At 44.4% G+C, this 12,814-nt stretch carries 12 protein-coding genes; 8 read left to right on the top strand and 4 right to left on the bottom strand.

Annotated features, from left to right (window positions below):
- The first annotated feature begins 1 nt into the window (after position 1).
- Positions 2-886: a DMT family transporter gene (locus PQR79_RS17335; RefSeq protein ID WP_238104766.1), complete on the top strand. Its 885-nt coding sequence runs from the start codon at positions 2-4 to the stop codon at positions 884-886.
- Positions 887-1,138: 252 nt separating this feature from the next.
- On the opposite strand, the gene PQR79_RS17330 is transcribed toward PQR79_RS17335, so the two are convergent.
- From PQR79_RS17330 to PQR79_RS17320, 3 genes are all read right to left on the bottom strand, one after another.
- Complete coding sequence (locus PQR79_RS17330) at positions 1,139-1,813, bottom strand: DUF2238 domain-containing protein (RefSeq protein WP_238104768.1); 675 nt, start codon at positions 1,811-1,813, stop codon at positions 1,139-1,141.
- 658 nt (positions 1,814-2,471) lie between these two features.
- Positions 2,472-3,320: a universal stress protein gene (locus tag PQR79_RS17325; RefSeq protein WP_238104770.1), complete on the bottom strand. Its 849-nt coding sequence runs from the start codon at positions 3,318-3,320 to the stop codon at positions 2,472-2,474.
- A gap of 31 nt (positions 3,321-3,351) precedes the next feature.
- Positions 3,352-4,842, bottom strand: coding sequence for a SulP family inorganic anion transporter (locus tag PQR79_RS17320; protein ID WP_238104772.1), 1,491 nt, complete (start codon positions 4,840-4,842; stop codon positions 3,352-3,354).
- Positions 4,843-5,537: 695 nt separating this feature from the next.
- Here PQR79_RS17320 and PQR79_RS17315 point away from each other — a divergent pair.
- The 7 genes from PQR79_RS17315 to PQR79_RS17285 all read left to right on the top strand — a co-directional run bounded on the left by PQR79_RS17315 (position 5,538) and on the right by PQR79_RS17285 (position 12,024).
- Positions 5,538-5,939, top strand: a complete 402-nt coding sequence (locus PQR79_RS17315) for a hypothetical protein (RefSeq protein WP_274408584.1) — start codon at positions 5,538-5,540, stop codon at positions 5,937-5,939.
- Positions 5,940-6,102: 163 nt separating this feature from the next.
- Entirely contained in the window at positions 6,103-7,131 is a 1,029-nt protein-coding gene (gene cyoA, locus PQR79_RS17310) for a ubiquinol oxidase subunit II (RefSeq protein WP_238104775.1), read from the top strand.
- Between the two features lie 2 nt (positions 7,132-7,133).
- Positions 7,134-9,134: a cytochrome o ubiquinol oxidase subunit I gene (gene cyoB, locus PQR79_RS17305; RefSeq protein WP_238104777.1), complete on the top strand. Its 2,001-nt coding sequence runs from the start codon at positions 7,134-7,136 to the stop codon at positions 9,132-9,134.
- A 2-nt stretch (positions 9,135-9,136) separates the two neighbouring features.
- A complete protein-coding gene (gene cyoC / locus PQR79_RS17300) occupies positions 9,137-9,754 on the top strand; it encodes a cytochrome o ubiquinol oxidase subunit III (protein ID WP_238104779.1) in 618 nt (205 codons plus the stop codon).
- Entirely contained in the window at positions 9,754-10,083 is a 330-nt protein-coding gene (gene cyoD, locus PQR79_RS17295; RefSeq protein ID WP_188957676.1) for a cytochrome o ubiquinol oxidase subunit IV, read from the top strand. The genes cyoC and cyoD overlap by 1 nt, the downstream gene beginning before the upstream one ends.
- 12 nt (positions 10,084-10,095) lie before the next feature.
- Positions 10,096-11,028 carry a heme o synthase gene (gene cyoE, locus PQR79_RS17290; RefSeq protein ID WP_238104781.1) on the top strand — a complete coding sequence of 311 codons (933 nt, stop codon included), beginning with the start codon at positions 10,096-10,098 and terminating at the stop codon, positions 11,026-11,028.
- 180 nt (positions 11,029-11,208) lie between these two features.
- Positions 11,209-12,024 carry a hypothetical protein gene (locus PQR79_RS17285; protein WP_274408583.1) on the top strand — a complete coding sequence of 272 codons (816 nt, stop codon included), beginning with the start codon at positions 11,209-11,211 and terminating at the stop codon, positions 12,022-12,024.
- A gap of 60 nt (positions 12,025-12,084) precedes the next feature.
- On the opposite strand, the gene PQR79_RS17280 is transcribed toward PQR79_RS17285, so the two are convergent.
- Positions 12,085-12,570: a hypothetical protein gene (locus tag PQR79_RS17280; protein WP_238104785.1), complete on the bottom strand. Its 486-nt coding sequence runs from the start codon at positions 12,568-12,570 to the stop codon at positions 12,085-12,087.
- Between the last annotated feature and the right edge of the window lie 244 nt (positions 12,571-12,814).

Below are 12,814 nucleotides of genomic sequence, written 5' to 3'. Positions count from 1 at the left end.
ATTGAACAATACTAAAGGCAGCCTCTACATGGTTGTTGCAATGGCCGCTTTTGCCATTGAAGACATGTTGATTAAGTCCGCAGCCGAAACCACTGCTTTAGGTCAAATCCTGGCATTGTTTGGCCTCGGTGGCATGCTGATTTTTATATTTCTGACATGGCGTAAAGGTCAAAAGATACTGCATCCGGCCATACTCACTGCACCGATTTTAATCCGCGCATTGTGTGAAGTCATTGGCCGCTTTAGCTTTGCCCTGGCCATTACGCTCACTCCGCTGTCGAGTGCATCGGCAATATTACAAGCTACACCCTTGATTGCCATGATAGGCGCTGCATTATTGTTTGGTGAACATGTTGGCGTTAAACGATGGCTTGCGGTACTGGTGGGATTTATTGGGGTATTAATGATAATCCGCCCCGGCCTCGCCGGGTTTGAAGCTAACTCACTACTTGCGGTCATCGCCACATTAGGCTTTGCCGGCCGCGATTTAGCCACCCGCGCAGCGCCGCCTGTGTTATCGAACATGCAACTTGGGGTATATGGATTTTTTGTATTAATCCCCGCAGGGATCGCTATCCAGTTATATCAAAATGAGCCAACACAGCTTAACGCTATTACATCACTGCAAATTATCGGCGCAATTATTTTTGGTGTCGCGGCTTATAATGCCCTTACCATTGCCATGCGCGCAGGCGACGTGTCAGTCATCGCTCCCTTTCGTTACACCCGTTTATTATTTGCCTTAGCGTTGGGCATATTCATATTCGGTGAATCACCCGACATCATGACGCTACTCGGCAGCCTACTCGTTGTGATTAGCGGCGTTTACACGCTCAGCCAAACACGTAAAAAAGTCAGTTCGAGGGTGGTGAATAGCGAAGCATAATGGACAGTGGGATTGAAATATGGCCTGCGGCATTAACGCTTAAAATCGCAAGGTTCCACCCTGCACGGGCCAAAAGCTTTTTAGCTATTTTCTCGTCGTCCCGACGAATTTAAAGAAGTTGCATATAATAAAGTTGAATGAACCAGAGTAACATTTATCCAACTCTGGAGCCTGCGAAGTACCATGACGTTAGTGGCCGTCGGCTATAAAAGGCCTAAGCAACCATAGCAATTCGACTTGCCTCTGCTTTGCTTAACGACCTTTATTGTTTACCGTTAAGCTTAGTCGCCATTGCTCTCGAAAGTCTTTCTGAATACGTGAATAAACCACAAGCGTTATCGCCATCGCTATAAACCCGCCCAAGCTAGCGAGCGCCATATCTTTATGCGCATCCCAAATATCACCTTGTGTGCCTAAATACGCCATGCCAAGCTCGCCGCCAAAGACTTCTGCGGCGCCCCACTCTACTAACTCATATAACATCGATGTCGACATAATCAGGTTTAACGGTGTGAAATAGCTCCAAAAGCCTTTCACGCCTGCAATCTTGCAATACAAATTTCTCACTGGGTATGCCAGTAAAAAGCCGTATGCAAAATGGATAAATCGATCAAAGTTATTACGATGCCAATCCATATATTCGTTAAGGCTAAAATTAAAATACGACTGTAGAAATTCGTCATAGGGAACATTGGAATAAGTATAAAATGAGCCGATTTCATGCAAGCTCATAAAAACAAATATCAAACTATAAGAGAGCCGCGATAATGGGCATTTTTTATAGGTAAACACCACAAAGATGGCAGAAAAAACAACTAAAACATTCTCAAGCGCCCAATCGGCTCGATTATAAGGGTTGATAGAAATAACTATAAATTCAATAACAAAGATGATTGAAAGCAATAAAAAATATCGTTTATGTTCCATAGTATGTTGGCCATTGTGAATTAAAGATATTTTATGGCTTGTAACGGTTGACTAGAGACTTGCCTCTCAACATCACCTGCTAACACGGATGAATACGGATAATCACAGATGAATACCGCTAAAAAATCATAGGCAACAAACACCTACGACTCATAGTTGCATTTATCACTGCGTCATTATTGATGATACGCTTTATTTTTATACAATAAACCCATACTGCAATATTTCAATGCTCATTCGCTTATTTAACACGACGTATCATCTCTGATTGTAAACAAGAATAAGCCTTAACTCTTTACCTCAGTATAGGCAAAATGCCACGACCTTAGTGGCCGCAACAAAAACAAAAGCGAACACCTCAATCCCGGCTCAAAAGCATTGCTGGGACGACAAATTTAATGCTAACGAATTTTGTGAAGACGGGTTTAATGAAGACGAATTGAATGGAATTGAATGGAATTGAATGGAATTGAATGGAGTCAAAGTAACCTTTGTCCATGCTCTGGCGTCTTCGAAGTGCCACGATGTAGCGCTCGTAGGTCTTAAATCACCGCAACCATGCCGTAAACTAAAAGCCATAAACAAAAAGCCACTCCGACATACACTGCCGGAGTGGCTTTTTAGCTATCAGCTCTTAGCTGTCAGCGAGTCATTATGACTAACGCAATAGTAATAACGGGATTTTGCTTTTGCTGATCATTCTGGTGGTATTGCTACCCACAAAAAACTCGCGAATACGCGAATGGCCATACGCGCCCATGACCATTAAGTCGATGCTATGCTCAATTTGGTAGGCTTCTAATGCCGCTTGCACTTCGCCCTGACACACTGCGGTGCTCACGTTAAAGTCTGCACCGTTTAAGGTATCGGCTGCTGCTGCAAGTTCGGCACTGGCTTGAGTTTGATTGTCTGACACCATCACTAAGTGACACGCTAAACCTTTAAGCAAAGGGCTGGCTGCCACTCGAGCTAGGGCTTTTTTCGCCGTAGCACTGCCATCATAAGCAAAGATAAAGCGCTTAGGTGCAGTAAACTCAGGCATAACCACTAAAATGGGTTGCTTAAGCGTGCGGATAACACTCTCAATATGGCTGCCAATAGGGTGGTCCTGGTGCTGTTCACCTTGACGCCCCATGACCACTAAGCGTGCATTGGGCTCTTGCTCTAACAAGGTTTCAATTAAATCGCCATGGCGCTGTAAGGTGTCTACCGCGACATTAGCTTGCTGCTTAGTGACGCAGGTTTTAGCATCTTCGAGCATATATTTGCCTTGCTCGAGCGCCAGTTTGCTTCTGCGCCCTTCCAGTTCAACCATTTCATCGAGTAGGTGTTCACGCGTACCTAAACCAATGCTGCCAGATAAATTCAATTGTGTTGGATACACAGATTTATCTAACACATGTAACAAGGTCACTGGCGCAGCCATTTGGGTGGCCGCCCACACACTGGCATCACACACCGCTAAGGTGGCTTTTGAACCGTCGATACAAGCAATCACATTTGTCATTATTGTTCTCCTTTTATAGTGCTGCTCAGGATTAGTGACCCGACATCATTTTTTCGACTTCTTCAGGTTTATCGTGCACCCCGAATTTATCCACGATGGTCGCACTGGCTTCATTTAAGCCAATTAACTCAACCTCTGTACCATCACGACGGAATTTAATCACGACTTTATCGAGTGCCGATACTGCGGTGATATCCCAAAAATGTGCCAGTGATAAGTCGATGGTGACTTTATCTACCACTTCTTTAAAATCAAATGATTGGCTAAACTTATCTGCCGAGGCAAAAAACACCTGGCCAACGATTTGATAATGGCGGCCTGTTTCAGCAGTAATGTCTGAACTTTTCACCACCATGAATCGACCCACTTTATTGGCAAAGAATAATGAAGCCAATAACACCCCTACAAATACCCCAATCGCCAGGTTATGGGTAGCAACAACCACTACAACCGTGGCCACCATCACAAGGTTTGTCGACATTGGGTGATGTTTTAGGTTACGGATTGAATCCCAAGAGAACGTCCCAATAGACACCATGATCATTACAGCCACTAATGCGGCCATAGGGATAAGCTTTAACCAGTCACCTAAAAAGACGATTAAAATCAGCAAAAACACACCTGCTGCAAACGTTGACAAACGGCCACGACCGCCCGATTTAACGTTGATAATTGACTGACCAATCATGGCACAACCTGCCATGCCGCCCATTAAACCGGCACCAATGTTGGCAATACCTTGGCCTTTACATTCACGGTTTTTATCACTTTGGGTGTCGGTTAAGTCATCAACAATAGTGGCTGTCATCATTGATTCAAGCAAACCAACCACCGCAAGGCCTGCTGAATAAGGCAAGATGATCATCAGGGTTTCAAGCGTCAATGGCACTTCTGGCCACAAGAAGATAGGTAAGGTGTCAGGCAGCTGGCCCATATCGCCTACGGTACGCACATCAATACCCATAAATACGGCAAAAATGGTTAAACCAACAATACACACTAACGGTGACGGCAATGATTTACCAATAACCGGAATAAGCGGGAATAAGTAAATAATCCCAAGGCCTGTGGCGGTCATGGCGTACACATGCCAAGTCACATCAATCAGCTCAGGCACTTGCGCCATAAAGATTAAAATCGCTAAGGCGTTCACAAAGCCGGTCACCACCGAGCGCGATACAAAGCGCATTAAGTTACCCAGCTTTAAATAACCTGCCACAATTTGGAATACACCGGTTAATAAGGTGGCGGCCAGTAAGTATTCAAGGCCGTGCTCTTTAACTAAGGTGACCATTAGCAGTGCCATTGCACCCGTTGCCGCCGAGATCATCCCAGGGCGGCCGCCAGTAAATGCAATCACTACCGCAATACAGAACGAAGCATATAGCCCCACTTTAGGGTCAACACCTGCAATAATCGAAAAGGCAATGGCCTCTGGAATTAACGCCAGCGCAACCACAAGACCGGCTAGAAGATCGCCGCGGATGTTAGAGAACCATTCTTTTTTCATGGTTTGTATCATGTTATTCACTCTGTTTAAAATTCAGTCATTTATTTCAATAGTACATACTGAGCCGAAATAGATTTATCGACTACAGTCTCTAAGATGTTGTTCTGTCATGTAACGAAATGCTATCTAATATGAGGTAAAGCAAAACTGCCACTACAAATGGATTGTCGCAATCCAATCAGGAAGGGGTTAGCTGATGCAGCTTATTTTCATGACATGCAAGACTTTACATGTATAAGATTTCGCTTTGACTACACGGGTGCAGCGCAAAACAGCGACAAAGAATATAGTTCAGCTCGTCGAAAGTCAAAATCTGTCGTAAAAATAATCGATATTTTTCCTGTTCAAACCTCTCGTCTACTGTCGTTAACTTGCTTAAAAAACACATAACACTCGAAACCACTTACTGTTTGTTTTACACATGAGCGCTCACCTCTCTTTAAATAGCTCACGTTTTACCAGCCACTTTGAGTGCCAGACATCACAAACTCAAGCATTTTGAGATCTAGATAGGTAAACACATGGTTAAATATGTAATCAAATGGTTTAAATAATATGTTATTTCAGGTTTATTTAATATTTGCACGGCTTTACAGCCCTTAACGGCTTTCAATTAATAGCCGCTTCTTGTTATTCTCCTGCCGTATAACGACGCGCACGGTTTTGATGCGACAACCACTTCTTTTACGCTAAGACGGAAACGTTTTTTGAATCCAACTCTTTGCCAAAATCTTGTTAAGCCACTCAGGCGCATTGCAAGATTATCCAAACTGAGTAAAGCACATTTAACTTTGTGTTTCGGATTACTGTTGCTGCAACCTTTGGCCGATGCGTTATCGATTTCGGTGGGTCACTTTATTGATATCAGTGAGTTTATCGCCATTGCAGACGGCCTACTGGCTGAGTTTGTCGGGGCGGGCTTGCTCAGCTTAATTGTGTTTAACCCTATGGTAATTGAGCAATTTTGGCGTTTGTTTCACCTCAATGCTAAATTTAGCAATCTGCTTGAACTCAGCGATGCGCTAAGTGCTTTATCACCTGTTATTCCTAAGTCGTTAGACTATACGGCACACGGCTGCCGCGCCCCTCCTCGTTACTTTTCGTTTTAGCTCAACTCTTACAACAGGTTATTCATAGCACGTTGTTGTTATATCAATGCGATAGGCGACAGCTCATTTGAGCCTTGCCTATGCTGCCTACCTGTTGCTTTTAATCTGTCACGGTTACCTCCTGGCAGCGTAGTTAAGTTATTAAGGTGAGAGGAATCTTCCTTTGTTCATTCGAAAATTAAGTAAAGCCATGCTAGCAGTTGGCGCATTTGTGCTGGCCGGCTGCGAAGGCGGTGTGCTCGACCCTAAGGGTCAAGTTGGCATGGATGAGAAACACCTCATCGTCGTGGCGACATTATTGATGCTGATTGTGGTTATTCCGGTTATTTTTATGACACTCTATTTTGCGTGGAAATACCGCGACGGCCGCGATCACGAAATCTATGCCCCTAAATGGGCCCACTCTAAAACCATCGAAATTGTTGTGTGGCTAATCCCCATTGTGATCGTGATTGTATTAGGGATCATCACTTGGAACTCGACTCATGATTTAGACCCCTATAAACCGCTTGAACATGATGCAAAGCCAATCACCGTCCAGGTGGTATCACTCGACTGGAAATGGTTATTTATCTATCCAGAATATGGCATCGCCTCGGTTAACGAATTGGCCTTCCCTACCAATGTACCGGTTAACTTTAAAATCACCTCAGACACGGCAATGAACTCATTTTTCATTCCGCAGCTAGGCAGCCAAATTTACTCTATGGCAGGCATGGCCACTAAGTTGCACCTTATTGCCAACGAGCCGGGCACATTTAAAGGGATTTCAGCTAACTACAGCGGCGCTGGGTTTGCGGGCATGAAATTTAATGCCATCGCCACGCCCACAGCAGACGACTTTGATGCCTGGGTTACCAAGGTTAAGCAGCAAGGTTCGCCTTTAAACGTTCAACAATACAAGCAATTAGCGAAAAAGAGCGAAAACAACCCTGTGCAATATTACGGCTCAGTGCAACAGGGCATGTTCAATTACATTGTGATGCAATACATGCACCCAGACTCGAATATGAAATCGATGGGCAGCATGAGCGGTATGGAAGATATGGAAGGCATGCACGACATGGGCAATATGAAAGGCATGGACCACGCTCAACATATGCAGCACATGCAACATATGAAAGACATGGACGCAGACCAAACACACTCATCTACTGAGCAATCATCCATTGCCTCTGGGGAGGCGGAGTAATTATGTCATTTCTTGGAAAAATAACCCTCGAGTCTATTCCGTATCACGAACCCATTATTATGGTCACCCTTGCGGTTGTTGGCGTGATTGGATTGATTATTGCGGCGCTCATTACTAAACATCAAAAGTGGGGCATTTTGTGGCACGACTGGATTACCTCTGTCGATCATAAAAAGCTCGGCATTATGTATATTTTACTTGCGTTAATTATGCTTATTCGCGGCTTTTCAGACGCGATTATGATGCGAACCCAACAGGCACTTGCCACCAATGGTGCAGCAGGATATTTGCCACCAGAACATTACGACCAAATCTTCACTGCCCACGGCGTGATCATGATTATCTTTATGGCCATGCCATTTATGATCGGTCTAATGAACTTGGTATTACCCTTGCAAATTGGTGCCCGCGATGTGGCGTTTCCGTTTTTAAACAACTTAAGCTTTTGGCTGACGGCATCAGGTGCGGTGTTAATTAACATATCACTTGGGCTCGGTGAATTTGCCAAAACCGGTTGGGTGGCTTATCCGCCATTATCGGAGCTGGCTTACAGCCCAGGGGTGGGGGTCGATTATTATATCTGGGCCTTGCAAATATCGGGCATAGGGACAACCTTAACTGGGGTGAACTTTATTGCCACAGTATTAAAAATGCGCGCGCCAGGCATGAAGCTGATGCAAATGCCCATTTTTACCTGGACCTGTACCTGGGCCAATATCTTAATCGTTGCCTCGTTCCCCATTTTAACCGCGGTGTTAGGCCTATTAACCCTAGATCGTTACCTCGATTTCCACTTCTTTACTAATGATGGTGGCGGCAACGCCATGATGTACATCAACCTGTTTTGGGCTTGGGGACATCCTGAAGTGTATATTCTGATTTTACCGGCATTTGGTATTTTCTCAGAAGTGATCTCAACCTTTACCTCAAAACGCTTATTTGGCTACAGCTCAATGGTGTGGGCAAGTGGCGCGATTTCTATTCTTGGTTTTATTGTATGGTTACACCACTTTTTTACCATGGGCTCAAGCGCCAACGTTAACGCCTTCTTTGGGGTAATGACCATGGTGATTGCGGTGCCGACTGGGGTAAAACTGTTTAACTGGTTATTTACCATTTACCGTGGCCGTTTACGCATTACCGTACCAGTATTGTGGACCCTAGGCTTTATGGTCACCTTTACTATTGGCGGCATGACCGGCGTATTACTGGCGGTACCTGGGGCGGATTACGTATTACACAACAGCCTATTTTTAATTGCTCATTTTCATAACACCATTTTAGGTGGTGCGGTATTTGGGTACATGGCAGGCTTTGCATTTTGGTTCCCTAAAGCCATGGGCTTCCACTTAAATGAGCGCTTAGGTAAAGCGTCATTCTGGTGCTGGCAAATTGGTTTCTATGTGGCGTTTATGCCACTGTATGTACTTGGCTTTATGGGTATGACACGTCGTATTAACCACACAGACAACCCAGCTTGGAACTTCTGGATTTACTTTGCGGCTGTGGGCGCCTTTATTATTTTGGCCGGCATCATTTTACAGTTTGTGCAATTGTATGTGAGCTTCCGCGACCGTCAGCAAAATCTAGACACCACTGGCGACCCGTGGAATGGCCATACTTTAGAGTGGTCTACCTCGTCACCACCGCAGTGTTATAACTTCGCAACATTACCCCATGTGTCTGACATTGATGCCTTTACCGACATGAAAGAAAAAGGCCAGGCGTATCAACGTGCGCAAAAGTATCAGCCAATCCACATGCCTAAAAACACCGCCAGCGGTATTTTTATGGCGGCGTGTATAACGGCGGTTGGCTTTGCGGCAATTTGGCATATTTGGTGGTTAGCTATTGTCGGTTTTATCAGTGCATTTGTGCTGTTTTTGGTGCGCGCTTACGACAGCGATGTTGACTATTACGTGCAGCCCAAAGACGTTGCATTAATTGAAAATGCACACCTAGATAATGTCGCTGCAAACCTCACTAACCTAGCAAGGGGCTGATAATGAGTATTGCTATTCAAGCAGATTTACACATGGCTCATTCTCATGAGCATGAGCACCACGACACTAGCGGCAACACCTTATTCGGTTTTTGGATTTACCTAATGACCGACTGTATTTTGTTTGCCTCGGTCTTTGCCACTTACGCCGTATTGTTTATGAACACCGACGGCGGCGTGTCTGGTAAAGATATTTTTGAGCTCGACTTTGTACTTATTGAAACCGCCGCGCTATTGGTCAGTAGTATTACCTATGGCGTAGCAATGATTTGCGCTAAACACCAAAAGAAAGCGGCAACCTTAGGCTGGCTGTTAATCACCTTTGCGTTAGGTTGTGTGTTTATTGGCATGGAAGTGTACGAATTCCACCACTTAATTGAACACGGTAATGGCCCTGATCGCAGCGCCTTTTTATCGGCCTTTTTTGCCCTAGTCGGCATGCATGGTTTGCATGTCACCGCAGGCTTAATTTGGATGCTGATTATGATGGTTGAGGTATTAACAACCGGCTTAACCAATCGCAGCGTGACTCGTTTGAGCTGCTTAAGTTTGTTTTGGCACTTCTTAGACATCGTTTGGGTGTGTGTGTTTACCGTTGTTTATTTGTTAGGAGCCTTGTAATGAGCCATGCACATTCAAGCCATGATGTTGGCGATTTTGCGGCCAGTATCAAATCGTATGTTGTCGGTTTTGTGTTGTCGGTTGTATTAACCGCAATCCCGTTTTGGTCGGTGATGACACACCAGTTTGACCATGCCACAACGATATGGGTCGTGGTGATAACCGCCATAGTGCAAATCGTGGTGCACCTTAAATACTTCCTCCATTTAGATTTTTCTAAAGAAGGTAAGCTCAATACATTCTCGTTCTTATTCACCGCCTTGATTATTGTCATGGTGGTGGGGTTGTCTGTGTGGATTATCTACGCAGCTAACGAATTGATGATGTAACCCAAAGCGCTAATGAATAATCAAGGTCAATCTATGTCAGCACAATTAACCTCACGCTTACGAGGATATGTTCAGGTCACTAAACCTGGCATCATCATGGGCAATTTAATTTCTGTCGCGGGCGGTTTTTTACTCGCGGCTCAAGGCAATGTTGATGTGACCTTGATGCTAGCCACCATGTTAGGCTTGTGTTTAGTGGTGGCGTCGGGTTGCGCAATCAATAACTGTATTGACCGCGACATCGACGCAAAAATGCAGCGCACCTGTAAACGCGTTACCGTAACAGGTGAACTGTCCATTTCATCGGTATTGATGTTTGGGTTAGGCCTTGGCGCAATTGGATTTGCTATGTTGGCAATATTTACCAACAGCCTAGCAGTCTTGTTTGCTGCCATTGGCTATGGGGTTTATGTCGGCGTGTATAGCCTGTACATGAAACGCAACTCGGTTTACGGCACCTTAGTGGGCAGTTTTTCGGGTGCTGTGCCACCGGTTGTGGGGTATTGCGCGGTGACCGGGCAAATGGACATGGGCGCAGGTATCTTGCTGCTGATGTTTAGCCTATGGCAAATGCCTCACTCGTATGCAATTGCCATTTTTCGCTTTGACGACTACGCCGCGGCTAACATCCCGGTGTTACCCGTTGCAGAAGGCATGGCTAAAGCCAAATTGCATATTGTGTTATACATTGCCGTATTTGCCTTAGTGAGCGTATTACTGCCATTAGCCGGATACACAGGCATCGCCTTTACTGCAGTCACTTGCGCCACCAGTTTTTGGTGGTTAGCGATGGCACTTAAAGGTTACCGCCAGGACATCAATTTGCAGTCTTGGGCTCGGCAGGTATTTGGATTTTCTATTATTACCATTACCGCATTAAGCGTAACCATGGCATTAGACTTCCAGGTTGCCGCTCAAGCGCCACTGCTGACATTAGTACCTTAACCTGCCACCTCTATTTGTTTTGATACCAAGCCCGTAAGCCTATGCTGCGGGCTTTTTATTTGATTTATCGGCAATATTGACTAGGGTTAAAGTTCATTTAAATTACCGCATGCGGTTCGGCATATACCCTGGATCCTGCGGATTGATCTTAAACCCATTCTAAAAACATAAAGGGATATTATGTTTACCGCATTAACAACACAGTTGCTTACTGCCCTTATCAATTGTGCTAGCAAACCATTGCGCTTTTGCATATTGTGCGTAGTCATGCACCTAGCACTAACGGCGCCCGTCAACGCAACAGCGCAAACATTAACCTCAAATGTTCAGCACGCATTTTTCGGCAATTGGATTATCGACACCCCAGAGCACACTACCTTGTTGCAATTAAACCGTGACTCCAGTTATTTATACATCAATCTCAACCACCTAACCCCGCATCAAAGTGTAGCCGAATGGGGCCGGCTCGCTATTGCGCCTAATGGCGTGCGCTTTATTGCCAGTTATACCAATAATCCGCTATTGGGCTTAGTGGCGTATCAAATTACCCACCCCGCACACCAAATGACACTCACAAAAAGCAATACGACTTTACTGCTCGATGTCGATACCAATGCTGATAGCATTACTGATAAACAATATCGTTATAACCGCAACACAACCCACCCCGTCTATGGCGTATGGCACCAATTGTCGACTCCTGCGTTGAGTAGCTTAGCACTGCTAAACAACGGTTATTACGCCACAGTGCACATTAACTTGCATCAGGACCCACATACCGATGCCCACATTACTCATCTACAATGGGGCCGCTTTGAACTACACTCACAACAACTCCATTTACAGCCTATTTTTAATAGTCATCCACAGTATATATCTTCATTGCCTCGCACCATTAACAGCACGATTTCTCAATCTAACAGACAGCTGGCACTATCATTTCAGTTAGAAGGCAACACGAATGACATTGAAATAAATCGTCGATATGGGCATTAATACAAAGAAATGATGAGGCGAAATAAAATGAGGTTAAGCACGGCTTAACCTCATCAAAACTTAATAAGTTGTGTAACTGTTTGCATCGTCTAGCTGAGCTAAAATGGACTTCACTAAACTATCACGCGCCACCAAGTTAGGATCCATTGCAGCAAACTGCGCTAACATTGGCTCGGGTAAGTTGTCGAAAAAGATAATATATGGCTGGGTAAAGTCGAGTGTCGGCACAGCCTGTTTTAAAGACGGATTAGTCGCGCTAAAGTGACTACTATCTTTAACCCATTGTTGCATCACTTCTGCCCACAATGGTTGCTCACTTAGCTGGCTCAGGTAGGTTTCTGCATCTTGTTTACTTAAAAATTGTTCCGCTTTTACATCATAGATATATAACGCAGGAAACTGTGGCTTAGTCGTTTGCGTCGACACTTCAGAATAAAATGCCTCTTTTAAGTGATGACCTAAAGGCAATACATCTGCTGCACTTGCAAAACTACTTGTGACTAGCAATAAACCAGACAATAAAGTGGCATAGTTAATTTGCATCATTATGTCTCCAAGCGTTGCATGACGACATAAAATTAAGAAAGGTATAAGGCGACGAAATTTTTGCAGAGAACGGGAGTAACATAGCAAATCCTTTTGTAAGTACATAATAAATTGAGCTTATCGCCGTTAAAGCTTATCGGCTGTTTTTTTTGTGTCAACAAAGAATTAGCTTATTTTTCAAACAAAAAATAAGTGCTTTACTTACATGGTTTGATTAGATTAAATGGACAAAAACGATATAAAT

The organism is Shewanella metallivivens (assembly GCF_028750675.1).
Lineage (GTDB): Bacteria > Pseudomonadota > Gammaproteobacteria > Enterobacterales > Shewanellaceae > Shewanella > Shewanella metallivivens.
Note: the sequence above shows the minus strand (reverse complement) of the source record. Positions and strands in the feature narration are given on the sequence as shown.